We start from the raw sequence: 25,989 nt of genomic DNA on the forward strand, positions 1-25,989 counted from the left end.
GAGAGTGACCGGGATGTTCGGCATGAAGGGGCGCAACGAGCGCATGCACGACGCCGAGCTGGCGCAGGCGCGCGAGCAGGCCGAGGCCGCCGTCCGCGACACCGAGACCGACGATTCGTTCACCGATCCGGACGAGCCGCTGGAAGCCGAAGAGGAACCGACCGCGCCGGAGTGACCCTGCCCGGGTCCACCGAGGCCGGCGGCTACCGGGCCCGGGCGGCGCCGTCCGCGTCCAGCCGCTTGCGCCGGGCTTCACCGTCGAACGACCAGGTGCCGTAGAAGACCGAGCACACGGCGACGATCGCGAACCCGATCAGCCCGGCGATCGCCTGCGTCGTGAGCCCGGTTCCGCACCAGGCCAGAACCGTCAGTGCCGCGAGCCAAGCCCCGCGCCACGCGATCCCGCGCACCGTGACATCGCGGTTCCTTGTCAACACCATCGTCGCTCCCGTTCTGTGCGGTATCGCGTACCGGCTCACGTGATCATCCGGGGCGGCGCGGCGCCGCAAGCGTCGCTGAGGTGAATACGCGCAGGTAGATTCGTCGAAACCGGTTTCTGGTCCAGAAATCTTGCGACCGTCGGATACCGGCCCGGTGGGCGCCGGCATGCCGGACCGGAATGCGGTCCGGAGGCCGCGCCGCCGTGGAAGGCGCTTTCCCGGCGCGGCGCTCAGCGCCTTCTTACCTGGGAGGGTTAAGACTAGTAGCCATGCGGATTCTTGTGGTCGACGACGATCGTGCCGTCCGGGAGTCGCTGCGCCGCTCCCTGACCTTCAACGGCTACACCGTGGAGACGGCCGGCGACGGGCTGGAGGCACTGGAGAAGGTGGTGGCCGATCGGCCCGACCTGATGGTGCTCGATGTGATGATGCCGCGCCTGGACGGACTCGAGGTGTGCCGCCGGCTCCGTTCGGCGGGCGACGACCTGCCGATCCTGGTGCTGACCGCGCGCGACTCGGTGTCCGAGCGGGTGAGCGGCCTGGACGCCGGTGCCGACGACTACCTGCCCAAACCCTTCGCCATGGAAGAACTGCTCGCGCGGCTGCGGGCCCTGTCCCGGCGCACCACCCGTGACGACGACCTGGACTCCGAGGCCATGAGCTTCGAGGACCTGACCCTCGATCCGGTGACCCGTGAGGTGACCCGCGGTGAACGGCAGATCAGCCTCACCCGCACCGAATTCGCGCTGCTGGAGATGCTGATGAGCAATCCGCGCCGTGTGCTCACCCGCAGCCGGATCCTGGAGGAGGTCTGGGGCTACGACTTCCCGACCTCGGGGAACGCGCTGGAGGTGTACATCGGCTACCTGCGCCGCAAGACCGAGGCCGACGGCGAGTCGCGCCTCATCCACACCGTCCGCGGCGTCGGCTACGTGCTCCGCGAGAACGCGCCGTAGCTCATGGGTCCCTTCGGGCGCGGCCTGACCCGCCGCGCGCACGCGGCCAAGCGCACCATGCGCGACCCGCTGCCGCTGACCCGCTCGGTGTCGCTCCGCAGCCGCGTCGCGCTGCTCGCGGCGGCCGTCGTGGCGCTCAGCGCGATGCTGATGGCCGGGGCCACCTACGTCTTCGTCTACCGCGCGCTGTATCAGGACGTGGACACCCAGCTCACCGCGCGCGCCGACGGGATGACGGCGCTGGCCACCACCGGACAACTCGCGGCCGACCCCAAGCGGCTGCTCGCCGGCACCGTCTTCTCCACCAACATCACCATCGCGCTGGTGCAGCCGGACGGGCACGCGTACGGGGTGGGCGACGTCCCCTTCGAGGAGGCCGAACGCAAGATCGCCGCCTCGACCAATCCGCCAGGCAAGCTCAACCAGAGCCTGCGCACGGTCGGCAACTACCGGGTGCTCGCCCGCAAGCTGTCCGACGGCACCACGCTGGTGCTGGCCCAGAGTCTGGACCACACCGACGCCATCCTGCGGCGACTCGCCTCGGTGCTGTTCGTGGCCGGCGGGATCGGCGTCGTCTTCGCGGTGGTGGCCGGCACCGTCGTCGCTCGCGGCGGATTGAGACCCGTGGCCCGGCTCACCGAGGCCGCCGAACGGGTCGCGCGAACGCAGGATCTACGGCCGATGCCGGTGGTCGGGCGCGACGAGCTGGCCCGTCTCACCGAGGCGTTCAACGCGATGCTGGCCGCGGTGGCGGAGTCGCGGGACAAACAGGCGCGGCTGGTCGCCGACGCCGGCCACGAACTCAAGACGCCGCTCACCTCGCTGCGCACCAACCTGGAACTGCTGATCGCCGCGTCCGAACCGGGCGCGCCGCCGGTGCCCGCCGCCGACATGATCGAGCTGCGCTCGGATGTCGTCGCCCAGATCGAGGAGTTGTCGACGCTGGTGGGCGACCTGGTCGACCTGGCCCGCGAGGACTCCCACGACGCGGTCTTCGAGGAGTGCGACCTCGAGGAGATCATCGACGAGTGCCTGGTCCGGGTACGACGACGCCGCACCGACGTCGACTTCGAGGTGTCGACCCAGTCGTGGTTCGTCTTCGGCGAGGTCAGCGGGCTCTCCCGGGCGGTGCTGAACGTGCTCGACAACGCCGCGAAGTGGAGTCCGCCCGGCCGCGCGGTGCAGGTCCGGCTGCGCCAGACCGGCCCGGAGACCGCCGAACTGACCGTCGCCGACGCGGGTCCGGGCATCCCGCCGGAGGATCGCGAGCTGGTGTTCGAGCGTTTCTACCGAGCGGCGTCGACCCGGTCCATGCCGGGCTCCGGCCTGGGCCTGGCGATCGTGCGGCAGGTGGTGGAGCGCCTCGGTGGCCGGGTGCGGGCGGAGCAGTCCGAACAGGGCGGCGCCCTGATCCGCATGACCTTCCCCGGCCTGCCCATCCACACCGAACCCGACCCTGTGCTGGTCCCGCGGTAGTACCTTGTCATGCCGCTGCGGTTACCGCCGAGCCCATCACCAGCCCGTTGAGCCGCCGCCGAGCCCATCACCAGCCCGTTGAGCCGCCGCCGAGCCCATCACCAGCCCGTTGAGCCGCCGCCGAGCCCGATAGGGCGAGGTGGCGAGTCGAATCGCCCACCAGTCCCAGGAGCCCACCGGGCCGCCGCCGGCTGGTTGAGCCGGTCAAGCCCTTCGACTTCGCTCAGGAACCACCGCCAGGCGTAGAGCGTGTCGAAGCCCAACCCACGACACCGAGTCCGATGACAGGAACCACCGAGCTACCTCACAGGAAAGTGTCTTAGGGTGGTGCGCATGACAGACCGGGGACCCAGCGACGCGCAGACGCCGCATGATCCGAATCCCTATGCACCCGATTCTCGAGCGGACCTGCATGACGGTCACGCCGAGTCGAGACCGTTCACCCCCTACGAGAACGTTCCCGGAGCGGCCGCGCCCCCGCCGCCCATGACCGGCCCGCAGCCCACCCTCCCGTACGGCCCGGGCACCTATGGCCCAGGCACTCAGGGCACCAGCAGCCCTTACGGCCAGGAGCCCTACGGCACCGGCGCTTTCGGCGTCGCGCAGCCGCCCGCCGGGCCGCCGCCCGCACCACCGGGCACGGGCGGGCCGTCGTCGAACGGCGGCGGCCGTGGCCGCGGCCCGCTGTGGATCGCGTTGATCGCGATCCTGGCGTTGGTCGCCGGTGTGGTCGGCGGCGTCATCGGCGTCGTGGCGACCCGGGACTCGACCTCCTCGAGCTCCACCGACGTCGTCGCGGCCGGGTCGCCGAGTGCCCGCGTCACCACGCAGCCCCCGGCCAAGCCGGGTTCCGTGCAGGACGTCGCCGCGCGGACCCTGCCTGCCGTGGTGTCCATCCTGGTGACGGTGGGCCGCGAATCGGGCTCGGGTTCCGGCGTCGTCCTCAACTCCGACGGCACCATCCTGACCAACAACCACGTGGTCTCGGCGGGCGGCAGCACCCCCGCGCAGGAGGTGCTGGTCAGCTTCAGCGACGGCACCGTGTCCAAGGCCCGCGTGATCGGCACCGACCCGACGTCGGACATCGCCGTCATCAAGACCGAGAAGACCGGCCTCACCCCGATTCCCATCGGCACGTCCGACAACCTGTCGGTCGGCCAGGACGTGATCGCGATCGGCTCGCCGCTCGGCCTGGAGGGCACGGTCACCACCGGCATCATCAGCGCGCTCAACCGTCCGGTGTCCACCTCGGGCGCCGACGGTTCCACCGAATCGGTGATCGACGCGATCCAGACCGACGCCGCCATCAATCCGGGCAACTCCGGTGGTGCGCTGGTCAACGCCTCCGGCGCGCTGATCGGTATCAACACCGCGATCGCCACGCTGGGCGCTTCGGAGGGCTCCTCCGGCTCCATCGGTCTCGGTTTCGCCATCCCGATCGACCAGGCGATGCGCGTGGCCAACCAGCTGATCAAGGGGGAGAAGGTGACGCGCGCCAGCCTCGGCGTCAACGTGCGGCCCAGCACCGACGCAACCCAGCCGGGCGCGCTGGTCGCAAGCGTCGTCCGCGGCGGTTCCGCCGCACAGGCCGGTATCCCGGAGGGCGCGTTGATCACCGCCGTCGACGACCGCAAGATCCCGTCGTCGGAGGCGCTGGTGGCTTCGATCCGGTCGCATGCGCCCGGTGACACGGTGAAGATCACCTACACCGACCGGGGCCGTCAGCAGACCGCTACGGTGAAACTCGGATCGTCCTGACACCTGCGAGGAGATGACCATGATCGACGCACCCGACATCGACGAGTTCGAGGCCGACGCCGCCGCGCTGGCTGCCGACAGTATTCCGGCGGAGGCACTGCTCCGTGCGCTGGTCGTCGTGGTCGACGACGAGGGCGATGCCGGCCGGCTCGGCCCGCTGGTGTGCGAACTCCTCGAAGAGGGGGAGTACCACGTCGACGCGACGGTGACCGTCTCCGAGGACGAGGTGGAGATCCGCAACGCGCTGAATACCGCGGTGATCGGCGGCGTTGATCTGGTGGTCTCGGTCGGCGGCGTGGGTGTGCGTGCCCGCGACGTGACGCCGGAGGCCACCGAGCCGGTGCTCGATCGTCGGCTGCGCGGTATCGAGGAGGCGCTGCGGGCGTCCGGGCTGTCGGCCGGCGCCACCGACGGTGGCCTGTCCCGTGGCATGGCGGGGATCTCCGGCCAGACCCTGGTGGTGAACCTCGCCAACTCGCGCGCCGCCGTCCGCGACGGGATGGCCACCCTGATTCCGCTGTCGCACTACATCATCGATCAGATCAGTGAATTCTGACGCACCCAGGGACTATTCCTTGGACGAACCTGAGTGGCGCCGCAAGCGACGGCTCGAAGAGATTTTTGGGGATCTGCTTCCGGATCAGGTCACCAAGGATGGTGACACTCCTCACACTGCGCGCGATCGTCACTGGTTCGACCAAAACCGGCCCCCTCACTACGAGTAGTGCCTGGCCAGGGCCTATAAATAAAACGCAATATGACCGCAAATCGCACGCAATGCGCCGTTCATCGTCTGATACCTGGAAGTAACAAAGTGCCTCGTTGATCCGATGGCGGCGGGTGCCTCGCATCGGTTACCGTTCTCGCGACGGGTGTCACTCAGGGAACTCTTACCCGGGGGCGCTTCTCAGTAGACACTTTCCCCGAACGAGGAGAATCAGATATGCGCAAGAACCTAATGCGCAATAGCGTGATCGCCGGTGCGATCGCCGCAGTCGGTGCCGCAGGCATCCTGTCCGGTGCGGGCGAGGCCTCGGCCCTGCCGAACGGCTTCAAGAGCTCCACCGGTATCGACGGCCAGAAGGTCACCATCAAGCGCACGGGTGAGCACTCGCGCATCATGCCGTCGGTCGCGAACAACGGTGCGGGCCGCGCTGCGGCCGTCTCCGGCACCTACAAGGCGACTCTGAGCAAGGGTGCAGGTCACATGACCGTCGGTTACCTCGTCGGCTGCCAGGTCGACATCACCGGGCTGCAGGGCGGGCTGTCGGGGTCGATCGGCCTCGCGGGCGGCTCGCTGAGTGGTTCGGTCTCTGTCCCGCTGACTCCGGGCCAGGTCGCGTTCATCAACTCGGACGCGATGAGCATCAAGAAGGGCAAGGCCACCCTGATGGTCGACAACTTCTACATCAACGTCGAGCAGTGCGGTGGCTACGCCTCTGCCCGCTCGGTGGTACGCGTGATGGCGGCCGAGGGCATGTCGACCGACGACGATCAGCTCTCCGGCGACAGCGGCTTCGTCCAGACCACCCTGTACGGCGCCCCGTTCAGCCTGGGCTGACCCGACCATTCGCGAAAAGGACCTGACACATGAAGAACCTGAACAAGCGCGTGGTGACCGTGGCCGCCGTGGCCGGGGCCGCGCTGGTCGCCGTCACCGGTACCGCTGGCGTCGCGGACGCCCAGAAGCTCCCGGGCGCCACCAAGACCCGCAGCTTCGACGAGGGCAGCATCACCATGCGGCTCTACGACGAGTCGGCCCGCATCGAGCGCGCCGTGACCAACGTCCCGACCTCTCGTGAAGTCTGGGTCTCCGGCAAGGTCGCCGTTACCACCAAGGGCGGCGTCAAGGGCGGTAACATCAACGTCGGCTACCTCATCGGGTGCCAGCTCAACTTCGGCGCCAGCGTCGGTGGTAGCGGACAGTACGATGTTCCATTCGGCCCCTTGGCGGCGCAGGACGCTAAGCCTGGCTGGAATTCGGACAACGTGCCCGGCGTCAACGGCGGCTTCGAGCTGTCGCCAGGCAAGGCCGCGTATGTGCCGATCATCAAGACCTCGATCAACGGCAATGATGTCAACAGCTTCAACTTCAATCAGGCGCGCGGCGGCGTGGCGTACAGCCAGGAGCGCTTCGGCGTGGACGGCTGCGCTGGGCACGCCGAGGGCATGGCCAAGGTGACTGTCCGGGTTGCCACCGACACCTTTAAGGGCAACATCACCATGTACGGCAAGCCCTTTAGTCTCGGATAAGCCATGATCGTACGCAAGCGCACCGCCCGAGTGGCCGCCGTTCTCGCGACGGCCGGGGTAGCCGTGGCCTCCCTCGTTGCCGGTGTCGGCGCGGCGGATGCCGCACGGCTTCCGGGTGCCCACCTGAGCAAGAAGGTTCCCGGCGGCAGCGTCGGCATCCGGCTGTTCGATGAGAGCTACACCGTTCAACGCGCCGTGACCAATACCCCGCTGAGCCGCGAGGTATGGGTTTCCGGCAAGGTCAAGGTGACCACGAAGGGTGCAGTCGAAGGTGGGACTGTCACTACGGGCTATCTGATCGGATGCCAGCTCAACTTCGGCGCCAACATGGGTGCCAAAGGCAAGGGCGGGATCACCACTGATCAGCTCACCAATGGTGTCACCAGCATCACCGAACTGATCGATACCAAGACGAGCAAGACGAACATCAACGGCGGATTCGCGATCGGACCCGGCCAGGCGATGTTCGTGCCCATCATCAAGACCACGATCGACGGCACCACGGTCAACAGCTTCACCTTCAAGGATCCCCGCGGCGGCGTCGCCTACAGCCAGGAGCGTTTCGGCGTCGACGGCTGTGCCGGTTTCGCACAGGCGCGGGCCCTCGTGAACGTTCAGGTCTCGTCGGACGACTACAAGGGCAACATCACGTTGTTTGGAGCGCCGTTCAGCCTCGGCTGACCGCTTCTCCGCGATACCCGGTTCGGGCCCCGTCTCTTCGTGAGACGGGGCCCGAGCCATATCGTCGTCCGAGGTGTTCCCCGCCTTGCCGGTCCGGCGGTAGCTCTCGCCTCGCCCTTGCGGGCTCGGCGCGGCTCAGCCGGCGGTAGCCGGCGCCACCCCCGAGTCCCCGCAGGGCGAGGGCCATGTCGCCGAGTGGTCAGGCGGCGTGGTCGGCCGGGTTCTCCGGGTCGGCCCAGAGTCGCGTGAGTCCGAGTCGGGGTTCGAGTTCCTTTTCGATGATCGAGCGGGAGTCGTTGCGCCGTACCGCATCGTGGGTGGCGGGGGTGCCGGGTGGGTGTGGTGGCCCGTGGACGCGGTCGGCGATCTGTTCGGCGAGTCGCTGTGGATGGTGCAGCGGATTGAGATTCCAGGGGCGACGGGCGCCGGTGGGCCGCCACACCATGCGTCCGGCGTCGCGACCGGTATGCAGGATGTCGGTGGTCCAGTGACCAGGCAGTGGACCTTCGGCGCGGTTGTGGCCACCGCATGCGGCGCCGAGGGCGTCGATGTCGGTGCGTCCGTCGTTTTCCCAGCGGGGTGAGTGGTGGGCTTCGGTGCGGGCGAAGGGCATGTCGCAGGCCGGTGCGGTGCAGCCGCGATCGCGGGCGAACAGCATGAGCCGTTGTGCCTTGGAGGCGGAGCGCCGTCCACGCCCGAGGTAGAGCGGCTGGCTGGTGTGGTCGCGGAAGACGGCCAGGTACGGCCGCGCCTGGTTCCGGGAGGCGAGTTCGATCAGGTCGCTGACCGGGATGAGGGTGCCGGTGGCGGACTGGGCGATCCCAGCGTGACGGGCGAGGTCGGCGTCGGACACGGTGATCACCAGATCGGTGGAGATGGTGCCGGGCTTGCCCAGGCCCCCGTGGGCGATCACGAAGTCGAGGGCCGCCTCGAAGGCGTCGTGACGGCGTTGCCCGGGGGCGCGGGTGTCGCGTTCCCGGGCGGCGGCCAGAGCGTCGGCGTCGGGTTCGTCGCCGGCCGGGTGCGGGGAATCGGGATCGGCGGGGTTGTTGACCCCCGGGGCGGCCCACGTGGTGAGGATGAGGTCCAGCTTGGCGCGCGCGGACGGGGTCAGGTGTCCGTCGATCTCCGACATCAGGTCGTCGTCCTGGCCGTATACGGTCAGATCCCGCTGGCGTTGCCGATCCTCAGGATCGGTGTAGTCCCCATCGGGGTTCAGATACGCCAGCAGATGCGCTCCCACGCGGGCCAGATCCTTGGGGTTGAGGTCTTTCGCCGCCTGGACCAGACGCTCCTCGGCATCGGCAATCACCTGCGGGCCGAGGCATTCGGGGATCTTCGCCAGGACCGCGGAGATCACCTCCACGTGCCGGGCACTGATCAGGCCGTCGGCGACAGCCACGGCGGCCGCGGGCATCACCGGATCCAGTGTCTCGCCGGTCAAAGCCGTCCGATGGGCGAGGCGATTGGCCAGGGCGGTGCGGGCCCGGGCCTGACCCAGCCCGAGGCGGTGCCCGTAAGCGAGGTAGCTGATCATCGTCAGATACCCGGTGGCGCGATCGACCGAGCGGTCATTGCACTCGGCATACAGGCCGGCGGAGAGCCCGTCGTGGCGGCGCCGGACCCGTTCGGAGATCTCGGCCATATCGGCGACCTGCCGCACCGACCCAGACGCCAGCGGCGTGTCACCGAGCACTGCCATCGCCGTGTCGACGATCTGCCACAACAACATCGGATCATCCGGAAGAGACACACCGGCCGCGGTTTCCAGCTGATCGGGGGTGAGCGGGACGGCACCGGCGTCGTCGAGCCCGACCGGTGTGTCATCACCGAAATACATCGACCCTCACCCCCCTGCTGAGCTTCCGATAGAAATCGCTCATACGTTCGAATTCTGCCTTCAAACTACGCCTTACCACCGTGATGTGCAAGTGTTCGAACGGGTGGAGTCCGGTGGTGGCGGAGCCTGATCTCGACTCCGCTCGATCGGCGTGGGGCGGGCGGATCCGGAGAACTCGGCGTTCTTCCCGGCCTGGCGTGACGGTGATCCTGGTGTGAGGACGGTGGTGGGTTCGCGGATCGAGGGGATCGGTCGTCAGCGGGTGGAGCCCAGCTTCTTGCTGGCGGTGGTCGACCGGATGGTGTCGGTGCCCGATGCCGCTGCTGTCGCGGCGATCGCCCATTTGGAGGCGGTGACCGGCCGGCGTGCTGGTGCGTCGACCGGGACCGGGTTGTGGGCGGCGTACCGGATCGTGGGCGAGTTGCGGGATGCGGGTCGTACCGGGAGTGTGGTGGCTCTTCTGTGTGATTCCGGTGATCGCTATGTGAATAAGTACTACTGCGCGGACTGGCTGGTGGATGAGGGGCTGGATCCTGCGCCGTACGCGGCGCGGCTGGAGCGGTTCTTCGCCGGGGGCGGGCTTGACTAGGGCGCGTTTCGACACGGGCTCGGCTAGCGCCTCGCCCGGCTCAACGGGCTGTGCGGGGCGTTTCGGCACGGGCTGTGCGAGGTGTTTCGCCCGGCTCAACGGGCTGTGCGGGGCGTTTCGGCACGGGCTGTGCGAGGTGTTTCGCCCGGCTCCAACGGGTTGTGCGAGGCGTTTCGACACGGGCTCGGCTAGCGCCTCGCCCGGCTCAACGGGCGAGGCGGGGGCGTTTCGAGACGGCGGTGTGTGGGGGCGGCGGGGGCGTTGCGAGACGGCGGTGTGTGGGGGCGGCGGGGGCGTTGCGAGACGGCGGTGTGGGGGTGCGGGGGCGTCTCGACACGGCTCAGCGGCATAGGCGGCCCGCCCGCCGGTGAGGAACCCTTCGGCAAGCTCAGGATGAACTTCGTGACGAACCGTGTCGAAACGACCTCGATCAGCGGCGGTAGCGGTCCAGGTTTCCGCTGAGTTCGGTGAAGACGTCGTGGTTCAGGCGGAAGGCCCGGCGGACCTCGTCGACCACGGTGAGCCGTTGCTCGTCGGTGAGTGTCGCGCCGATCGCGTCGAGCTTCACCCGGTACTCGTCCTTGTACGGCTTGCTCTTGCCGATCTCGGCGAAGTCGTAGAAGGCGAGGCCGGCGCCGTCGAGCCCGAAGGCCCGGTCCAGGATCTTGCCGACCGCCTGGCCGCCGGAGAGATCGCCCAGATAACGGGTGTAGTGGTGGGCCAGGTACTGCCCGCCCCAGGCGGCGCTGGCCGCGATGGTGGCGGCGTACGCGTTGGCCGCCGCGGAATCGGTCTCGTGCGACTCGCCCGGTGCCCAGTAGTCCAGGTCCGCGTCGATCGCGGCCAGTCGTTCCAGTCCGGCGTCGATCACCGGGCCGGCGACGGGATCGTCGGTGAGCTCACGGCCCAGCCGTTCCAGCGTCGCGTACACCGGGCGGAGTGCTCGCAGGTAGTCGGCGTAGCCGGTCCGATTGACGTGTCCGCCGAGCAGCTGATCCATGAACGCCGAGTGCTCGGCCTCATCGTGCTCGATGGCCGAACCCTGCTTCATCGCGGCGGACAGGGTGAGTCCGGCCAGCTCGGCGGGTTCCAGCGGGGTCGTGGTCATGGCACTAAGGGTACCCTGTGCTGATCGCGGGGGTCAGAGCGAGTGGCGCGGCCCTTCCGGCGGGTACTGGCCGGCGGCCGGATCGGGCAGGCCGGGTGCCGGTGCGGGGGCGGCCGGGCGGTTCGCGCCGAGCAGGTCGCGGATCTCGGTGAGCAGGCCGACCTCGGTCTGCTCGGCCTCTTCCTCGGCCGACGCCGAGCGGCGGGCGGCCGCCAGCTCGTTGAGCTTGTTGTACGGCACGATGATCAGGAAGTAGACCACCGCAGCGACGATCAGGAAGTTGATGAACGCGGCGATCACGGCTCCGAAGTCCATCACCGTGGACGGCGAGTTGTCGACCAGCTGATAGGTCAGGCCACAGACCTGGACGGCGGCGGCCTGCGCCTTGTCGGCGCCGGTGGCCATCGTCTGGCCACAGTCCTGGCCGGTGGGGATCGCGGCCAGCAGCGGGCTGATGATCTTGTCGGTGAACGCGGTCACGATCGCGGTGAACGCGGCGCCGATGATGACGGCGGTGGCCAGTTCGACGACGTTGCCGCGGAGGATGAATTCCTTGAAACCCTTGAGCACGGGTCGAGTGTAACTCAGTGAATCACCAGCGTCAGGGCGTTAGCCAGCCCGGCGGCGGCCACCCGGTGCGCCGCGTCCTCGCCCATCGCGAGCAGCACCGGCGCATCCGCGGCGGCGACGGCCGATCGCGGCGGGGCCGCGGGCACGGCCACCACGGCCCCGGCCGCGAGCAGGTGGGCGTCCTCATCGAGCACGTCCACGACGTCCCCGGACCGCAGCAGCCCGGTCACCGCGGCGTCGGCCGGACGGACGGGAACCAGTCGTGCCCGCGGATCTCCGGTCACCGCCGACGGCAGCCGGGAGCCGAGCAGCCGCGTCGCGGTGAGGGCTTCGCCCGCGGCGACGGCACCGGTCAGCCGCGAGCCGGTGGCCTCCCGTTTCTCATGCAGTGCGCCGAGCGCGACGTCCCGGGGGACGCGGGTGACGCGCAGGTCATCGTCGGACAGCACGACGCCCGGCCGCAGATCCCGCGCCGCGACGACGACGGTCCGATCCCGTCCGTCGGCCGGCCGGGCGACGAACAGTGCGGCCGCCGCCAGTACGCAGACGACGGCGATCGCCCGGCGGACGGTGGCCGCGCGGACCCGGGACAGCGAACCGGTGGTGATCGGAGTTCTCATGCTTCGACGCTGACACCGATCGCCGCCGCCTGCGACCGGCTGTCCACAGGCCCGTACGAGTGGATGCGAAGATGTCCACATGGTGCAGGGACGACTTTCGAGCTGGATCTCCCGTGATGTCAGCGGCGGCGTCCTGCTGGTGATCGCCGCCGTGATCGCCCTCGTCTGGGCCAATTCGCCCTGGCGAGCGGCCTATCACTCCCTGTTGGAGACCGAGGTGGGGCCGTCGTCGCTGCACCTGCGGCTGACGCTCGGGGAGTGGGCCGCCGACGGCCTGCTGGCCCTGTTCTTCTTCATCGTCGGGATGGAACTCAAGCACGAATTCGTGGCCGGCAGCCTGCGCAATCCGCGCCGCGCCGGGGTCCCGGTCGCCGCCGCGGTCGGCGGCATGGTGGTGCCCGCGCTCTGCTACGCGGCGATCGTCGGCCCGTTCGACGGCGACGCCGTCGGCGGCTGGGCCATTCCGTCGGCCACCGACATCGCCTTCGCGCTCGCGGTGCTGGCGATCTGCGGGCGCGGGCTGCCGATCGCGCTGCGCGTGTTCCTGATGACCCTGGCCGTGGTCGACGACCTGCTCGGCATCGCCGTGATCGCCACCGTCTACACCGAGCACATCGACCTGCCACTGCTTCTCGCGGCGCTCGGCTGCGTCGTCGTCTTCGGCCTGCTGGTGCGGGCCCGCCGCCTGTACTGGTGGCTGCTGGTGCCGATCGCGGTCCTGACGTGGGGCCTGGTGCACGCCTCCGGGGTGCACTCCACCGTGGCCGGGGTACTGCTCGGGTTCACCGTCCCGGCGGTCGCGCGGCACGGCGAGGCGCTGCCGCGGGCGATCGTCGGGGCGCACGCGCTGACGCCGTGGTCGTCGGGCGTGGCACTGCCGCTGTTCGCGTTCGCCGCGGCCGGGGTGACCGTGGTCGGGGTCGGACACATCGTGCAGCCGGTGAGCGTCGGCGTGGTCGTGGGCCTGGTGGTGGGGAAGGTGGCCGGCGTCCTCGGCACCACCTGGCTGGTCACCCGGTTCACGCCGCTGCGCCTGCCCGATGCGATCGGCCTGCGCGACCTGCTGCCGATCGGTTTCCTCTGCGGCATCGGTTTCACCGTCGCCCTGCTGATCGCCGAGCTGTCGTTCCCGGACGAGTCCGCAGGCGGGCACACCGCCGCGGCCAAGGTGGGCATCCTGGTCGGGTCGTTGCTCGCCGCCGTCCTGGGCGGCGCGCTGCTGCGCTGGGATGCGGGCCGGGCCCGCAGCGCGGACATGAATCGCGACGGTGTGCCCGACACGGACACCCGCGCGATCGAATGATCGCACCCCGATTGGCACTCGGAATGATCGAGTGCCAATGCGGGTTACACTGAACACCGATCTTTACCTGATTTCTCGGAGGTATTCGTGCCCACCTACAGCTACGCATGCACCGACTGCGACAACAAGTTCGACGTCCAGCAGTCGTTCTCCGACGATGCGCTGACCACGTGCCCGCAGTGTCAGGGCAAGCTCCGCAAGCTGTTCAACTCGGTCGGCGTGGTCTTCAAGGGCAGCGGCTTCTACCGCACCGACTCCCGCAAGGGCTCGGTGCCGTCGGGGTCGTCCAACTCGTCGTCGAGCAGTTCTTCGTCCGAGAGCTCGTCGTCGAGCTCTTCGTCGCCGGGCACCTCGTCGTCGACGACGTCGACCACCAGCGCCGCCTCCTAGCGTCGGGGCGTTTCGACACGGTCCTCGCCCCAGGGGGCTCGGACCGGCTCAACGGGCTGGTGCTGCGGGCTCGGACCGGCGGGGCGGGCTGGTGCTGCGGGCTCAGCCGGCCGTGGCGGGAACGAAACCCCTCGACGGGGTGAGGATCCAGTGCGCGCGGACGTCGGTCGGGTCCTCCGGCAGGTCGTGCTCCACCAGCTCGCCGTCGTGCACCACCGCCACGATCGCGCCGGGCATCCCGGCGAGCGTCCGGTCGTAGTAGCCGGCGCCGCGGCCCAGCCGCACGCCGCGCCGGTCGGCGGCCACCGCGGGCACCAGGATCAGCTTCGCGTCGACCAGCGTGTCCGGATCGAGGCGCATTCCGTTGGGCTCCAACAGATTCCAGCGACCCTCGCCGAGGTGCCGTTCGCCGCGATAGACACCCCACTCCAGTCGCTGCGGCGGTCCCTCGGGCACGATCGGCAGGATCACCCGCAGCCCACGGTCGGCCAGAGCGTCGAGCATCGGGGTGCCGCCGGGCTCGCGCCGGGTGGCGACATAGGCGGCGACGGTGTCGCCCTCGGCCAGTTCGACGGGCAGCGCGTACATCCATTCGGCCAGGTCGCCGATGGCCTGCGATTCGGCGAACGGGCTCATCGCCGCGCGGGCGGCGAGCAGGCCGGCACGGAGGTCGTTCTTGTCTGCGGGCATCACTCTCACCGTTCGGAATCTCAGTGTTCGTCCAGGACTCGTGTCCGATCCTGCCAGAACCCGCCAGTAAGGTGAGGCTCATGTCGCAGTCGAAAATCCCCCACACCGCGGTGGTGCCCGCGGCCGGTCTCGGAACCCGATTCCTGCCGGCCACCAAGACGGTGCCCAAGGAATTGCTGCCCGTGGTCGACACCCCGGGGATCGAGCTGGTCGCCGAGGAGGCCAAGTCGGCCGGAGCCGAGCGGCTGCTCATCATCACCTCGCCCGGCAAGGACGGCGTGGTGGCGCACTTCGTCGAAGACCTGGTGCTCGAGCACACCCTCTCCTCGCGCGGCAAACAGGCCATGCTCGCCAAGGTCCGCAACGCGCCCTCGTTGCTCCAGGTGGCCTCGGTGGTCCAGGACAAGCCGCTCGGCCTCGGCCACGCCGTCGGGTGCGTAGAGCCCGAACTCCGCGCCGACGAGGACGCCATCGCCGTCTTGCTGCCCGACGATCTGGTGCTGCCCGGCGGGGTCCTGACGCGCATGGCGGAGACGCGTGCCCGCTACGGCGGCAGCGTGCTCTGCGCCATCGAGGTCGGGCCCGACGCCATCAGCTCCTACGGCGTGTTCGACGTCGAGGAGGCCGATCCGGTGACGCCGAACGTCAAACGGGTCAAGGGGATGGTCGAGAAGCCCGCCGCCGCCGATGCACCGTCGAACCTGGCTGCCGCCGGCCGCTACATCCTGGACCGTAAGATCTTCGACGCGTTGCGGGAGATCACTCCCGGTGCGGGTGGGGAACTGCAGCTGACCGACGCGATCGCGCTGCTCATCGCGAAGGGCGAGCCGGTGCACGTCGTGGTGCACGAGGGCACCCGGCACGACCTGGGCAACCCCGGCGGGTATCTGAAGGCCGCCGTCGACTTCGCGCTCGACCGCGACGACTACGGCCCCGAGTTGCGCGAGTGGCTGGAGCAGCGGCTCTCGCAGTAGCCACCGCTTGAGCTCGCCGAAACCCCGCGCGCCTGCCGTCGGGCGCGTCGTCCGTTGATTAACCTCGGAGCCAGCGACGGTGAGGAGAGAACATGCGCTCGGTGCAGGACCAGTTGAGCCTGGTGGCCGCCTCGGTGGTGGCTCCGCGACCGGTCCAGGTGGCGATCTCCGAGGCACAGGGTCTGCTGTGCGCCGAGGAGGTGGTGACCACCGATCCGCTGCCCGGGTTCGATCAGGTGGCGGTCGACGGCTATGCGGTGCGCGCCGTGGACGTGGTGCTCGCCGGGACGCCGGCGCCGGCCGAGATGGCGGACCTGGACGGCGGTGGCATCGAGGTCACCCGGCCCGACGAGAGCGACGATCTGGTGGTGCACCTGCCGGTGGTCGGCGAGGTGGAGTCCGGTTCGCGCACCCCGATCCGGCTGCAGCCCGGGCAGGCGGTACGCGTCCAGACCGGTGCGCCGATGCCGACGCTGGCCGACGCCGTGGTGCCGCTGCGCTGGACCGACGGCGGCGACCAGCGCGTGATGATCGGGCATGCGGTGGAGAGCGGCGAATACGTGCGGCGCATCGGTGACGACGTGATGCCCGGCGATGTCGCGGTGCGCGAGGGCGCGGTGATCGGTCCGGCGCAGGTCGGGCTGCTGGCCGCGGTCGGTCGTTCCCGGGTGCTGGTCCATCCCCGACCGCGGGTCGCGGTGATCTCGGTGGGCAACGAACTGGTCGACATCGATCGCGATCCCGGTCCCGGTCAGGTGTACGACGTCAACAGCTACGCACTGGCCGCGGCGGCCCGCGATGCCGGCGCCGACGTGCACCGCGTCGGCGTCGCCGGCCGCGACAAGGACCGCCTGCGTGAGACCGTCGAGGCGCAGCTGATCCGCTCGGAGATCGTCGTGATCTGCGGCAGCGTCGGCGGCGAGGCCTCGCGCGATGTCGCCGAGGCGCTGGCCGACCTGGGCGACCTGGAGATCGCTCGGATCGCGATGCACCCCGGCTCGGTGCAGGGCTTCGGCCGGCTCGGCCGCGACGAGATCCCGGTGTTCTGGCTGCCCGCCAACCCGGTGAGCGCGCTGGTGACCTTCGAGGTGATGGTCCGGCCGCTGATCCGCATCGCCCTCGGGAAGCGCCAGCCCAAGCGGCGCACGGTCACCGCGCGTACGGTCGGTCCGATCGCGTCGGTCGTGGGCCGTACCGGCTACCTTCGCGGACAGCTGATGCGCGACGAGCGCTCGGGGGAGTACCTGGTCCAGGTCATCGGTGAATCTCCCACGGGGAGTTCGCATCTGCTCGCCGAACTCGCGGAGGCCAACTGCCTGATCATCGTCGACGAGGACGTCGAAGAACTCGAGACCGGCGACCGCGTGGAGGTCATGTTCCTGGCTCAGCGCGGCTGACGAGATGCTGAGCTGGCTGGTCGACTCACCCTCCCATCCCGGCTGGCCCGCGACACTGGGGCCGATCGGCACCGCCGCTGGCGTGGTGACGGCGCGGCCGATCCGCGCGCGCGACGGCCGCGAATGGAGCCGGCTCCGCATCAAGAACCAGAACCTGCTGCTGCCGTGGGAACCCACCGCGCAGGGGTCGTGGGCGCGCAGGCACCAGCCGTCGTCGTGGACGCCGCTGCACTCGGTTCTCAAGGCCGAGGCGCGGCGCGGGAACGTGCTGCCGTTCGTGATCGAGGTGGACGGGCGCTACGCCGGGCAGTTGACCGTCGGCAACATCCAGCGCGGCGCGGTGCGCAGCGCCTGGATCGGCTACTGGGTGGACGAGGACGTCAGCGGCAAGGGCGTCGCCACCGCCGCGGTGGCCCTGGGCGTCGATCACTGTTTCGGCCCGGTCGGGCTGCACCGGCTGGAGGCGACCGTGCAACCGACCAACGGCGCGTCGCAGGCGGTGCTCGCGAAGGCCGGCTTCCGGGAGGAGGGCCTGCTCAAGCGGTACATGGACGTCAACGCCCGCTGGCGCGACCACCTGCTGGTGGCCCTGACCGTCGAAGAGGTGACCGACACGGCGGCTCAGACCCTGATCCGGGCGGGTCGTGCCTGGGCCGTGTAGCGGAGTGGGGGCGTGCGCTTGGCTGGTCGTGCGCGTCATGCCGGTCGACCGACATCTCCGTCGAGACCGCGCTGTACCCGCCCCGCGTGACCGTACTGTGGCGTAGATCGGCCGACCGTCGTCATCACACGTCATCTGCCCAGGTCGCGCTCCGACCCGCCGATTCCTACGCCACGGTAGGGACAGTTGCGCCGGGTACCGGTCTCAGTCGGTGCGCCGTTGCAGCGTGGCGGAGCCCAGGGCCAGCGAGGCGACCGTGAACCCGAGCAGAATCCCGATGTCGCGCCAGAGCAGCCCGGTCGGCGCCGCGTAGTCGCGGATCTGTTCCAGGGCCTGCACCGCGTAGGTGAGCGGCATGACATCGGACAGGTACTGCATCCACGTCGGCAGTTGCGCCCGCGGCACGAACAGCCCGCACACGAAGAGCTGCGGGAACACCAGCGCGGGCATGAACTGCATCGCCTGGAACTCGGTGCGCGCGAAGGCGCTGCACAGCAGTCCGAGCGCCACGCCCAGCACGCCGACCAGGATGCAGACGCCGATCACGCCGCCGACCGTCCCGGCGACGGTCAGATCGAAGGCGCCGAACGCGAGCCCGCACGCGACCGACGCCTGCACCGCGGCGAACAGTGCGAACGCGAGGGTGTAGCCACCCATCAGCGCGCCCTTGCTGATCGGGGTGGAGAGCACGCGCTCGAGGGTGCCGGAGCTGCGTTCGCGGAGCATGGCGATCGAGGTGACCAGGAACATCGCCACGAACGGCAGGATTCCGAGGATCGCGGTGGCGACCCGGTCGAAGGTGCTCGGCTGGCCGGGGAACTGCGGCAGGCCGGAGAACATGTAGTAGAGCAGGGTCAGCAGTACCGCGGGGATGGCGAGCAGCATGACGACGGTGCGCGGGTCGGCACGGAGTTGCTGCAGGACCCGCAGCGTGGTGGCGCCGGTGGTGCGGAGGCTGTTCACGCGGCGTCACCGCCGTGGGTGATGAGATCGAGGAAGGCGGCGTCCAGGCTGGAACATCCGGTGCGGACGCGCATCTTGTCGGCGGTCGTGGTCGCGACCAGCCTGCCGTCGCGGAGCAGGATGAGGCCGTCGCAGTGGTCGGCCTCATCCATCACGTGGCTGGAGACCAGAAGCGTGGTGCCGTCGTCGGCGAGGCGCCGGAAGCGTTGCCAGAGATCGGCACGGAGCACGGGGTCGAGGCCGACGGTGGGCTCGTCGAGGATCAGCAGTTCGGGCGCGCCGACCAGCGCACTTGCGATGGAGACCCGGCGGAGCTGGCCGCCGGAGAGGTTCGCCGCGCGCTGTCGTGCCACGCCGGTGAGGTCGACGGCGGCGAGTGCGTCGTCGACGCCGGACGAATTGCCTTGCAGCCGTGCGAAATACGCGATGTTCTCGCGCACGGTGAGGTCCACGTAGACGGAGGCCGCCTGGGTCACGTACCCGACGCGGGACCGGAGCGCACGCACTCCGGCGGGCAGACCGAGCACGGTCAGCGTGCCGTCCACGTGGCTCTGCGTGCCCACGATCGCCCGCATCAGGGTGCTTTCCCGCACCCCGACGGACCGAGAAGCCCGGTGATCGACCCGCGCGGAACGGTCGCGGAGACGTCGTCGAGCGCGAGATGCGGGCCCCGCCGCACGGTGACTCCTCGTGCGACGACCGCGGCGTCCGGAGTGCTCATTTCTTCACGGTAGATCACCGGGGTGCCGATTCGCCGGGGCCACGGCGCGCCTGCACCGCGATCGGGGAGTGCGCACCTAGGTTGAAGGGTGGTCGATTGTCGGTCCAGAAAGGAAGCGGAGGCTGCGTCATGAACTCGTCGGTGCTGTGGATCTTCCTCATCGTCGCCTGGCTGTTCATCCTGCTGCCGATGGTGCTGCGCGGTCGTCCGGAGGTCCGGAAGACCACCGAAGCGGTCGCCAATACCCGCGTTCTGCATCGGGGCGGTGAGCGCGCCGCGGTGCGCCGTCGTTCCGCCGGCCGTCATCCGAGCAATCCCGACTACGTGCGCAAGCGCGAGGAACCCGCTCTGAAACGAGCCGTGATCGAGGAGGACGACGTGCCGGAGGAGACCGAAACCGCGACGCAGGCCCGGACCGACGCTCCCGTCGACGCCGAGGTGACCGACGTGCTCGACGCCGTCGATGCCGATGAGGCGATCGAGGCCGATGAGGTGGACCTGGACGCGGAGGTCGAGCTCGACGACGAGGCCGGCGCCGACCTCGACGACGAGTTCGACGACGACCTCGAGGACCTTGACGACGAGTACGAGGACGATCTCGACGCGGAGGCCGAGGACGACGCCGACGACCGGATAGACGACGAGGCCGACGACCTGGACGAACTAGACGAGCCGGCGCCGGCGGCGCGGCCGACGCCGCGGGAATTGCGTGGCCGCGGGTCGTACACGCCGGACCGGATCGCCGAGCGTGACGCGCGCCGGTACGCGGAGCGGCGTCGTACCGTCACCGGGCTGCTGGCCGTGACGGTGCTGGCGATCGCGAGCTGCTTCTTCTGGCAGCCGTACGGCTACATCGCGGCCGCGACGATGGTCGTGCTGAGCGGGCTGTACCTGTACTTCCTGCGGCGCACCGCGCTGGAGGAGCAGCAGTACCGGGCGCAGCGCGCCGAGCGGCTGCGCCGGCATGCCGCCGAGGACGAGCGGGTTCGCCGTCAGCAGGAGGAGGCGATCCCGGCCCGTCCGGCGGCGCCGCCGCGTCGTCGCCCCGGCGGCATGATCGTGGTAGAGCTCGACGACGAGGACCCGGCATTCGACCACCTGCCCGTTTACGACTTCTCGTACGCCGAGTCGGTGGCGGACGACGACGAGTACCGACGCGCCGTCTAAGGTGAGTGGCATGAGTGCAACCGATGGGGATTGGTACTACGACGTCGCGACCGGTGAGGTCAGCCGGGGCAAGGTGCCCAACGCCCTGAACCGCATGGGTCCGTACGCCACCGAGGACGACGCCCGTCGTGCCATCGAGATCGCCCGCGAGCGCAACGCCGCAGCCGACGCCGAAGACGAGGACTGACCCTTCCGCGCCGCTGGCGCACGTCCGTCATTCACGCCGACTTCAACGCCGCTGGTCCTACCTGACCAGCGGCGTTGAGCTTTGCCGGCGCCGTGTGACGACGCCCGCCCGGTCGGCGACCGACCCCGATTTGGACCTCCCGGAGACGCTGTTACACTGGTCTCCGGTTCGCTCGCGAGAGTGAGATCCGGGGCTATGGCGCAGTTGGTAGCGCGACTCGTTCGCATCGAGTAGGTCAGGGGTTCGATTCCCCTTAGCTCCACATCCGCCGCCCACCTGTCCACACAGGTGGGCGGCTTTTTTATGCCGGATTGGCGGTCGCCGTCCCGACTTCCGGTCGACGGACTGACCGGGGCGGGTGCGGCGGAGGTGCGCGGTCTCCCGGTCGGCGTCGCAGAGACGACACTCCCGGACGGAGCGCAGCTTCTCTTCGCGGGCGGGCACGACTGTTTCCGTCCGTCGAGCACGGTGATGTGTCCGGCATCCTTCGCGAACCGGTCTTCCGAAGTCGTCACCGGTGACGAGGGCCCGCACCTATGATCCGAGAACCACTTTGCGAGGAAGGGGCGATCATGACCGAATTCTGGAAGCTGTGGTTCCAGCGAAAGCGCGGGAACAGCCGGATCCGGACAGGGTTGTGGGTGGTCACATTCGCGTTGGCCGCGCTCGTCCTCATGATGTGGATTTCGGTCGACGCGATGCAGGTCACGACGACGGTGATCGAGGACGGCGTCACCAAGAGTGAGACCAAGACGAATGTCGAGGGTGTCACCGCGCTGATGGGCGTTGTCGTCGCTCCCGTGGTCTCGATCGCCGCAGCGTATTTCGGGATGAGCATCGCTCGAAGCGGCGACGACAACGGCAGGAGTAGCGGCAGCAATACCGAAGGTGACAAGAAGGGGAAGAAGGGTGGGGAGGACGGCGGCGACGACTGAGTCCGTCTTTCGGTCGGTGAGCGCCCGGCCGTTGGGTCGGCCTCCATCGCGCTGCGCGAGCCGGTGACGATCTGTACGAGGTCGCTGGTCGGGCACCTGCCGGACAGGTGGGCTTCGGTCCAGTCGCGGAGTAGGCGACGGCGAGGTGCCAGGTCGGCAGCGTGCTCGGATCTGAACGAGGCAGATCAGAACAGGGGAGTTCTCCATATCCCGGCTTGCCGGATACGCCCAGCCGGACGGCTCGATTGTTTGAGCCGCAGCGCATCCCGGCGGTCGGTCTCTTCCTCCGGAAGGACCGATCCGCGCGCCGGCATGTCGCTCCAGCACGTCCACCGAGTCATCGGGCTCACGCCGAGCACATACCGAAGCACTTTCGACGCGCGGCCCCGGTAGGTTGGCGCCATGGCTATGAGTGACGCGCAGATCGCCACGATCCTCGACCGGGCGGCGTCGGTCGCCGACCCGATCCTCGATATCCTGGCGACGTCGGACCCGCTCAACCTCAAGCCGCGAACCTTCGGCCGCCGCTGGTACGACCTGATCCCGACCCGATTCGGTGACGTGACGGCGACCGCGCTGACCATCGCGGACTGGCCGGGTACCGCAGGCTGGGAGAAGCTGAACCTGCAGGAGCGCATCGACTGGTGGGTGGGCCGGGTCGGGGCGCTCAGCACGCTCGGCGTGGCCTTCCCGGGCATGTTCGGCGCGTGGACCAAGAAGCTCCCGGTCGGCCCGCTCCTCGGGGCCGCGAGTCAGGCGCTGATCGTGCTGGCAGCCGGCCGCGAATACGGCGTGGTCCGGCGCAGCGACCAGATCGCTCTGCTCGGTGCGGTCCTGTTCGGCCGCCAGGTGGACGGGTCCGACATCGACCACGCGCCGCCGCGCGAATTTCCGTCATCCGCGGGGGAACTGACCACGGCCGTCGTGAAGGGTCTCTGGGACATCGCGACCGGCCTGCGAAAACTGGAGAAGGCGCTCGGTGCGCGGCCGCAGTCGCCGGCACTGCTGAGTCACCTCGGCTGGGTGCCGCTGCTGGGTGGCCCGGCCACCTACCTCGGCGAACGGATCGCCCTGCGCCGCGCGGTGAAGGCCAGCCAGGCGTGGATCGACGACCATCCCGAGGCGATCGGCCTCTGACCGGGGAGCGTTGTCGGAGGTGCGTCGTACTGTCATGACATAACACACACCGTGAAGGGGGGAGCGATGGATCCGGTGTTGATCGTTCAATGCGTTCTGCTGCCGGTCGTCGTCATCGACCTGATGGCGAACATCCTGCACACGAGGTCGGTGCCGGGGAGTCACCGGCGATATGTCCTCGCGTCGGTGCGCGCGGTGACCGTGCTCGCGGTGCCGGTCTGGGCCCTGATCGGGCTCGCCGACGATCTCGCCGGCGGCGCGGGTCCTTGGTCGCTCGGTCTGGACGCCGCGTTGCTGATCATGGGTCTGTGGGTCGCGAAGACGTTCTACGACCGTGGCGACGACAACTGGTTCAAAGGCTTCGGACGACGATTCCGGCGCCGCTGGAGAACATTCGTGGCACCCCGGGGCCTGGCGCGGGGTGCCGCGTAGCGACGCCCACCCGTGACTACCGAAAGAGATCGATGATGGCGTCCCGAGACCGCTCGACGACGATCCTGCTCGCGATCGTCGCCACACTGCTGGCGATCGCGGTGGCCGTGGTGGTGACCATCGTCGTGCTGCACCGCGGGACCGGGGATGCGGCGCCGCCGGCGGGGGCCACGGCGACCGTCATCGAGACGGCTCCCGCCCCGCCGCCGGTATCGACGACCACCGAGACGGCCTATGTGCCGCCGCCGGTGCCGACGGGGTCGACGGTGGTCGAGGGCGGGCCGTGTCTGGAGTCAGAAGCGCGGAGTTTCGGTACGGCGGCGGACGGGGAGAGCCTGGTCTGCAACTACATGGGCGCCGACGGCGGCTACGTCTGGGTGGGCCACGCCGAGAACTCGGGCGAGGTCCACGACATCGGCGAGCCGTGCGACATCTCCGTCGACCGCGTCGCCCAGGATCCGAGCGGCAAAGCGATCATGTGCGGGGGCGAGACGTGGGTCGGCGGTCCCTGAAGTCCGGTGACGCCGTGGGGAGGTCCGTCGGCGGTGCCCACGATCGGGTCATCAGCCCCGGGCCTTCGCGGGCTGCGAGTCCCGGAGATGCCGGAACGCCCCGGTGAAATGAATCACCGGGGCGTTCTGGGTGTATCGGTCTCAGACCGCGGAGACGTTCGTCGCCTGCGGGCCCTTGGCGCCCTGCTCGATGTCGAACTCGACGCGCTGAGCCTCTTCCAGGTTGCGGAAGCCGCTACCGGAGATCGAGGAGTAGTGGACGAAGACGTCCTCGCCACCACCGTCGGGAGCGATGAAGCCGAAGCCCTTTTCGCCGTTGAACCACTTGACGGTTCCCTGTGCCATGCTTATTTACTGCCTTCTTCAGAGTGTCAGACCAAGATTCTGGCCCCGGTTCACTATGTCACGTCTCGCCCGGAATTGGGAGACCGGGACGCAGATTTCTTGGTGAACGCTGGTCGGCGGCCTGCGACGGTACCGTGTCCGGGGTGAACTTCCTGCGGAAGCTGCTCTCGACATGGCGGGGCCGACTGCTCGTCTTCGGTGTGCTCGCGGTGGTGGCGCTGATGGTGGCCGGTCTGATCGCTTCGGCCCGCCGGGCGGCGGAACTGGCGAAGCAGCCGCCGTCGCCGCTCAGTGCGGTGACCCCGGAACTGTCGTCCCTGACGGCACAGCCGGCCATGCGCTGGACCTTCCCCGCCGAGCAGCCGGAATTCGTGGCGGCACCGGTCGGGGGCGACAGCCGCCGCGTGCTCTACGCACTGCGGGACGACCCGTTCAGCGCCTGGTCACTCGCCGTCGTACGGGCGACGACGGGCGAGCGGATCGCCACCATCGGCCTGGGCGAGAAGACCGCCGTGCCGGACTGCCTGGTGAACGACGCCCGCGCGTTGTGCGCCGTCGGCGGGCCGGACGGCCCGGAACTCTTCTTCCTCGACCTCGACGCGGGCAAGGTGGTTCAGCGTGTGACCGGCACCGGCGCGGCGGCCGGCTACCCGGTGGGCGACGGCTTCCTGGTCTGGTCCCCGGACAGTCCGCCCACCCGCTTCCGTACCGACGGCACCGTCGTGTGGCGGGCGAGCGGCGACTCGTTCGTCGCCTCGCCCGGGGCGCACACGGTCTACGAACTCCACAAGAAGCCCGGTGCCGACGGCGAGGGCATCGTCCGGTCGGCCGACGACGGCCGTGAGTTGGTCAAGATCACCGTCAAGCAGGGACAGCAGGTGCGCTACCTCGGCTATCCGGGTGGCTTCGCGCTCGAACGGGGCGGCAACGCGATCCGGTTCTTCGACGGCCGAGGCACGGCGCTGCCCGGCGCGGTGTCGGCCGAAGGCGGGCAGCGGCTCGCGGCGGTCACCATGTCGCCGGTACCCCGGGACGACCGGTTCGACGCCGGGCTCGCGTACCGGCCGCTTCCGGCCGCCCCCGTCCCGGTGGTGCTCGAAGAACGCGACGACCGTGACGTCGTCGTCGTGGCACTGGACCCCGCGCAGAAGCGGAACCTCTGGAAGAAGACGGTGTCGCAACGCGACGCGTCGAAGATCCAGGTGTGGGGTGTGGGCAAGCAAGTGCTGGTCGACGCCGGTGCCGGTCACTGCTACGCCTTCGCGGCCGCGAACGGGTCCGGGGGCGCCATCCCGTGCTCGCCGGTGCTCGGCACCGACGGTGAGGACCTGGCGATGCTGACCTACTTCAGCGACGGCCGGGTCGACACCTCCGCGGTGGTGGCCTACCGCCCGGGAGACGCGGTCCACCAGCGCTGGCGCGTCCCGCTCGACGGTGCGGCGGCGTTCGGCGGCGGCCTCTACGGCACGGAGGGCCGCCTGTCCTGACCCCCGAATAGACTCACGCCGTCCACCCCGGCTGGGGCGAACGGCGTGAGTATCCTCCGACAGGAAATGCGGTCCGGCGATCAGCCGCCGAGGCCGAGGGTGATGGCGATGTGCAGCAGGTCGCCGCCGAAGACGGTGAAGCTGTCGAAGAACTGGGTCAGGGCGGGGAACATGGTGTTTCCTTTCGTTGGGGTGAAGCACATCGTTCGATGTGAGAAAAGCGTTGCACCCCAAGCGCTTTCAGCTCTGCAGTGCGGCGCCGAATCACATTGGAGGCGTCATGTGATGCCACCCATACCCGCTTCCGTGAGGACCGGTTCGCGGCGCTTCACCTCCGGAAACCCCGGCGATCGCCGGATCGGGTCAGTCTGACCGAAATCCTCCGGTCACGCGCTGT

28 protein-coding genes, 1 tRNA gene and 2 pseudogenes are annotated in these 25,989 nt (G+C 69.4%); 22 read left to right on the plus strand and 9 right to left on the minus strand.

Annotated elements, in window-relative coordinates:
- Positions 1-4: 4 nt before the first annotated feature.
- Positions 5-175 (plus strand): hypothetical protein, encoded by a 171-nt coding sequence (locus MYK68_RS04405; protein WP_247866499.1) that lies wholly within the window; start codon positions 5-7, stop codon positions 173-175.
- Positions 176-203: 28 nt separating this feature from the next.
- Here MYK68_RS04405 and MYK68_RS04410 read toward each other — a convergent pair whose 3' ends face one another.
- Positions 204-410 carry a hypothetical protein gene (locus MYK68_RS04410; protein ID WP_247866500.1) on the minus strand — a complete coding sequence of 69 codons (207 nt, stop codon included), beginning with the start codon at positions 408-410 and terminating at the stop codon, positions 204-206.
- Between the two features lie 299 nt (positions 411-709).
- Here MYK68_RS04410 and MYK68_RS04415 point away from each other — a divergent pair, with 299 nt between their 5' ends.
- The 7 genes from MYK68_RS04415 to MYK68_RS04445 all read left to right on the plus strand — a co-directional run bounded on the left by MYK68_RS04415 (position 710) and on the right by MYK68_RS04445 (position 7,564).
- Positions 710-1,396, plus strand: coding sequence for a response regulator transcription factor (locus tag MYK68_RS04415; protein ID WP_247866501.1), 687 nt, complete (start codon positions 710-712; stop codon positions 1,394-1,396).
- A 57-nt stretch (positions 1,397-1,453) separates the two neighbouring features.
- A complete protein-coding gene (locus tag MYK68_RS04420) occupies positions 1,454-2,872 on the plus strand; it encodes a HAMP domain-containing sensor histidine kinase (protein ID WP_247867921.1) in 1,419 nt (472 codons plus the stop codon).
- Positions 2,873-3,205: 333 nt separating this feature from the next.
- On the plus strand, positions 3,206-4,630 hold the full coding sequence (locus MYK68_RS04425) for a S1C family serine protease (RefSeq protein WP_247866502.1): 1,425 nt from the start codon (positions 3,206-3,208) through the stop codon (positions 4,628-4,630).
- Positions 4,631-4,649: 19 nt separating this feature from the next.
- On the plus strand, positions 4,650-5,186 hold the full coding sequence (locus MYK68_RS04430; protein ID WP_247866503.1) for a MogA/MoaB family molybdenum cofactor biosynthesis protein: 537 nt from the start codon (positions 4,650-4,652) through the stop codon (positions 5,184-5,186).
- Positions 5,187-5,573: 387 nt separating this feature from the next.
- Complete coding sequence (locus MYK68_RS04435) at positions 5,574-6,191, plus strand: MspA family porin (RefSeq protein WP_247866504.1); 618 nt, start codon at positions 5,574-5,576, stop codon at positions 6,189-6,191.
- Between the two features lie 29 nt (positions 6,192-6,220).
- Positions 6,221-6,883, plus strand: a complete 663-nt coding sequence (locus tag MYK68_RS04440) for an MspA family porin (RefSeq protein ID WP_247866505.1) — start codon at positions 6,221-6,223, stop codon at positions 6,881-6,883.
- 3 nt (positions 6,884-6,886) lie between these two features.
- Entirely contained in the window at positions 6,887-7,564 is a 678-nt protein-coding gene (locus tag MYK68_RS04445; protein ID WP_247866506.1) for an MspA family porin, read from the plus strand.
- A gap of 199 nt (positions 7,565-7,763) precedes the next feature.
- Here the strand turns inward: MYK68_RS04445 and MYK68_RS04450 are convergent, their stop codons facing one another.
- On the minus strand, positions 7,764-9,404 hold the full coding sequence (locus MYK68_RS04450) for a DUF222 domain-containing protein (RefSeq protein WP_247866507.1): 1,641 nt from the start codon (positions 9,402-9,404) through the stop codon (positions 7,764-7,766).
- A gap of 226 nt (positions 9,405-9,630) precedes the next feature.
- Between MYK68_RS04450 and MYK68_RS04455 the strand changes: the two genes are divergently transcribed.
- The gene (locus MYK68_RS04455) at positions 9,631-9,993 is read left to right on the plus strand and encodes a hypothetical protein (protein WP_247866508.1); all 363 of its coding nucleotides are present in this window, start codon (positions 9,631-9,633) and stop codon (positions 9,991-9,993) included.
- A gap of 430 nt (positions 9,994-10,423) precedes the next feature.
- Here the strand turns inward: MYK68_RS04455 and MYK68_RS04460 are convergent, their stop codons facing one another.
- The 3 genes and pseudogenes from MYK68_RS04460 to MYK68_RS04470 form a co-directional block, all read right to left on the minus strand.
- Entirely contained in the window at positions 10,424-11,101 is a 678-nt protein-coding gene (locus tag MYK68_RS04460) for a biliverdin-producing heme oxygenase (protein WP_247866509.1), read from the minus strand.
- A 51-nt stretch (positions 11,102-11,152) separates the two neighbouring features.
- A pseudogene (gene mscL / locus MYK68_RS04465) lies at positions 11,153-11,671 on the minus strand (large conductance mechanosensitive channel protein MscL); the annotation flags it as partial.
- A gap of 14 nt (positions 11,672-11,685) precedes the next feature.
- Positions 11,686-12,291: an SAF domain-containing protein gene (locus MYK68_RS04470; RefSeq protein ID WP_247866510.1), complete on the minus strand. Its 606-nt coding sequence runs from the start codon at positions 12,289-12,291 to the stop codon at positions 11,686-11,688.
- 79 nt (positions 12,292-12,370) lie between these two features.
- Here MYK68_RS04470 and nhaA point away from each other — a divergent pair, with 79 nt between their 5' ends.
- Entirely contained in the window at positions 12,371-13,594 is a 1,224-nt protein-coding gene (gene nhaA, locus MYK68_RS04475; protein ID WP_247866511.1) for a Na+/H+ antiporter NhaA, read from the plus strand.
- Between the two features lie 87 nt (positions 13,595-13,681).
- Positions 13,682-13,984: an FmdB family zinc ribbon protein gene (locus MYK68_RS04480; RefSeq protein WP_247866512.1), complete on the plus strand. Its 303-nt coding sequence runs from the start codon at positions 13,682-13,684 to the stop codon at positions 13,982-13,984.
- Positions 13,985-14,086: 102 nt separating this feature from the next.
- On the opposite strand, the gene MYK68_RS04485 is transcribed toward MYK68_RS04480, so the two are convergent.
- Positions 14,087-14,674, minus strand: coding sequence for a 5-formyltetrahydrofolate cyclo-ligase (locus MYK68_RS04485; protein WP_247866513.1), 588 nt, complete (start codon positions 14,672-14,674; stop codon positions 14,087-14,089).
- Between the two features lie 80 nt (positions 14,675-14,754).
- Between MYK68_RS04485 and MYK68_RS04490 the strand changes: the two genes are divergently transcribed.
- The 3 genes from MYK68_RS04490 to MYK68_RS04500 all read left to right on the plus strand — a co-directional run bounded on the left by MYK68_RS04490 (position 14,755) and on the right by MYK68_RS04500 (position 17,706).
- Complete coding sequence (locus MYK68_RS04490) at positions 14,755-15,648, plus strand: UTP--glucose-1-phosphate uridylyltransferase (RefSeq protein WP_247866514.1); 894 nt, start codon at positions 14,755-14,757, stop codon at positions 15,646-15,648.
- Positions 15,649-15,740: 92 nt separating this feature from the next.
- Positions 15,741-17,045 (plus strand): molybdotransferase-like divisome protein Glp, encoded by a 1,305-nt coding sequence (gene glp / locus MYK68_RS04495; RefSeq protein ID WP_247866515.1) that lies wholly within the window; start codon positions 15,741-15,743, stop codon positions 17,043-17,045.
- 4 nt (positions 17,046-17,049) lie between these two features.
- Entirely contained in the window at positions 17,050-17,706 is a 657-nt protein-coding gene (locus MYK68_RS04500) for a GNAT family N-acetyltransferase (RefSeq protein ID WP_247866516.1), read from the plus strand.
- Between the two features lie 204 nt (positions 17,707-17,910).
- On the opposite strand, the gene MYK68_RS04505 is transcribed toward MYK68_RS04500, so the two are convergent.
- Complete coding sequence (locus MYK68_RS04505; RefSeq protein ID WP_247866517.1) at positions 17,911-18,669, minus strand: ABC transporter permease; 759 nt, start codon at positions 18,667-18,669, stop codon at positions 17,911-17,913.
- Positions 18,666-19,390: pseudogene (locus MYK68_RS04510) on the minus strand (ABC transporter ATP-binding protein). The gene MYK68_RS04505 and the pseudogene MYK68_RS04510 overlap by 4 nt, the downstream one beginning before the upstream one ends.
- A 129-nt stretch (positions 19,391-19,519) precedes the next feature.
- Between MYK68_RS04510 and sepX the strand changes: the two are divergent.
- The 7 genes from sepX (at position 19,520) to MYK68_RS04545 (ending at position 23,760) form a co-directional block, all read left to right on the plus strand.
- On the plus strand, positions 19,520-20,557 hold the full coding sequence (sepX, locus tag MYK68_RS04515) for a divisome protein SepX/GlpR (protein WP_247866518.1): 1,038 nt from the start codon (positions 19,520-19,522) through the stop codon (positions 20,555-20,557).
- A gap of 10 nt (positions 20,558-20,567) precedes the next feature.
- Complete coding sequence (locus MYK68_RS04520; RefSeq protein ID WP_247866519.1) at positions 20,568-20,744, plus strand: hypothetical protein; 177 nt, start codon at positions 20,568-20,570, stop codon at positions 20,742-20,744.
- A 189-nt stretch (positions 20,745-20,933) separates the two neighbouring features.
- Positions 20,934-21,006 (plus strand) — tRNA-Ala (locus tag MYK68_RS04525).
- Positions 21,007-21,316: 310 nt separating this feature from the next.
- Positions 21,317-21,679 (plus strand): hypothetical protein, encoded by a 363-nt coding sequence (locus MYK68_RS04530; RefSeq protein WP_247866520.1) that lies wholly within the window; start codon positions 21,317-21,319, stop codon positions 21,677-21,679.
- Between the two features lie 402 nt (positions 21,680-22,081).
- The gene (locus tag MYK68_RS04535; RefSeq protein WP_247866521.1) at positions 22,082-22,816 is read left to right on the plus strand and encodes a hypothetical protein; all 735 of its coding nucleotides are present in this window, start codon (positions 22,082-22,084) and stop codon (positions 22,814-22,816) included.
- Positions 22,817-22,882: 66 nt separating this feature from the next.
- The gene (locus MYK68_RS04540; protein ID WP_247866522.1) at positions 22,883-23,248 is read left to right on the plus strand and encodes a hypothetical protein; all 366 of its coding nucleotides are present in this window, start codon (positions 22,883-22,885) and stop codon (positions 23,246-23,248) included.
- A gap of 32 nt (positions 23,249-23,280) precedes the next feature.
- Complete coding sequence (locus MYK68_RS04545; protein WP_247866523.1) at positions 23,281-23,760, plus strand: hypothetical protein; 480 nt, start codon at positions 23,281-23,283, stop codon at positions 23,758-23,760.
- Positions 23,761-23,901: 141 nt separating this feature from the next.
- On the opposite strand, the gene MYK68_RS04550 is transcribed toward MYK68_RS04545, so the two are convergent.
- Positions 23,902-24,105 carry a cold-shock protein gene (locus MYK68_RS04550; RefSeq protein WP_247866524.1) on the minus strand — a complete coding sequence of 68 codons (204 nt, stop codon included), beginning with the start codon at positions 24,103-24,105 and terminating at the stop codon, positions 23,902-23,904.
- A 143-nt stretch (positions 24,106-24,248) separates the two neighbouring features.
- Between MYK68_RS04550 and MYK68_RS04555 the strand changes: the two genes are divergently transcribed.
- Entirely contained in the window at positions 24,249-25,592 is a 1,344-nt protein-coding gene (locus MYK68_RS04555; RefSeq protein ID WP_247866525.1) for a PQQ-binding-like beta-propeller repeat protein, read from the plus strand.
- Positions 25,593-25,989 lie beyond the last annotated feature (397 nt).

Source organism: Gordonia sp. PP30 (genome assembly GCF_023100845.1).
GTDB lineage: Bacteria > Actinomycetota > Actinomycetes > Mycobacteriales > Mycobacteriaceae > Gordonia.

Excerpts from the sequence above, each read along its gene's own strand:
- MYK68_RS04415 (WP_247866501.1), top strand. The coding sequence starts at position 710 with ATGCGGATTCTTGTGGTCGACGACGATCGTGCCGTCCGGGAGTCGCTG.
- MYK68_RS04420 (WP_247867921.1), top strand. The coding sequence starts at position 1,454 with ATGCGCGACCCGCTGCCGCTGACCCGCTCGGTGTCGCTCCGCAGCCGC.
- MYK68_RS04425 (WP_247866502.1), top strand. The coding sequence starts at position 3,206 with ATGACAGACCGGGGACCCAGCGACGCGCAGACGCCGCATGATCCGAAT.
- MYK68_RS04430 (WP_247866503.1), top strand. The coding sequence starts at position 4,650 with ATGATCGACGCACCCGACATCGACGAGTTCGAGGCCGACGCCGCCGCG.
- MYK68_RS04435 (WP_247866504.1), top strand. The coding sequence starts at position 5,574 with ATGCGCAAGAACCTAATGCGCAATAGCGTGATCGCCGGTGCGATCGCC.
- MYK68_RS04440 (WP_247866505.1), top strand. The coding sequence starts at position 6,221 with ATGAAGAACCTGAACAAGCGCGTGGTGACCGTGGCCGCCGTGGCCGGG.
- MYK68_RS04445 (WP_247866506.1), top strand. The coding sequence starts at position 6,887 with ATGATCGTACGCAAGCGCACCGCCCGAGTGGCCGCCGTTCTCGCGACG.
- MYK68_RS04450 (WP_247866507.1), bottom strand. The coding sequence starts at position 9,404 with ATGTATTTCGGTGATGACACACCGGTCGGGCTCGACGACGCCGGTGCC.
- MYK68_RS04460 (WP_247866509.1), bottom strand. The coding sequence starts at position 11,101 with ATGACCACGACCCCGCTGGAACCCGCCGAGCTGGCCGGACTCACCCTG.
- MYK68_RS04470 (WP_247866510.1), bottom strand. The coding sequence starts at position 12,291 with ATGAGAACTCCGATCACCACCGGTTCGCTGTCCCGGGTCCGCGCGGCC.
- nhaA (WP_247866511.1), top strand. The coding sequence starts at position 12,371 with ATGGTGCAGGGACGACTTTCGAGCTGGATCTCCCGTGATGTCAGCGGC.
- MYK68_RS04485 (WP_247866513.1), bottom strand. The coding sequence starts at position 14,674 with ATGCCCGCAGACAAGAACGACCTCCGTGCCGGCCTGCTCGCCGCCCGC.
- MYK68_RS04490 (WP_247866514.1), top strand. The coding sequence starts at position 14,755 with ATGTCGCAGTCGAAAATCCCCCACACCGCGGTGGTGCCCGCGGCCGGT.
- glp (WP_247866515.1), top strand. The coding sequence starts at position 15,741 with ATGCGCTCGGTGCAGGACCAGTTGAGCCTGGTGGCCGCCTCGGTGGTG.
- MYK68_RS04500 (WP_247866516.1), top strand. The coding sequence starts at position 17,050 with ATGCTGAGCTGGCTGGTCGACTCACCCTCCCATCCCGGCTGGCCCGCG.
- sepX (WP_247866518.1), top strand. The coding sequence starts at position 19,520 with ATGAACTCGTCGGTGCTGTGGATCTTCCTCATCGTCGCCTGGCTGTTC.
- MYK68_RS04520 (WP_247866519.1), top strand. The coding sequence starts at position 20,568 with ATGAGTGCAACCGATGGGGATTGGTACTACGACGTCGCGACCGGTGAG.
- MYK68_RS04530 (WP_247866520.1), top strand. The coding sequence starts at position 21,317 with ATGACCGAATTCTGGAAGCTGTGGTTCCAGCGAAAGCGCGGGAACAGC.
- MYK68_RS04535 (WP_247866521.1), top strand. The coding sequence starts at position 22,082 with ATGGCTATGAGTGACGCGCAGATCGCCACGATCCTCGACCGGGCGGCG.
- MYK68_RS04540 (WP_247866522.1), top strand. The coding sequence starts at position 22,883 with ATGGATCCGGTGTTGATCGTTCAATGCGTTCTGCTGCCGGTCGTCGTC.
- MYK68_RS04545 (WP_247866523.1), top strand. The coding sequence starts at position 23,281 with ATGATGGCGTCCCGAGACCGCTCGACGACGATCCTGCTCGCGATCGTC.
- MYK68_RS04550 (WP_247866524.1), bottom strand. The coding sequence starts at position 24,105 with ATGGCACAGGGAACCGTCAAGTGGTTCAACGGCGAAAAGGGCTTCGGC.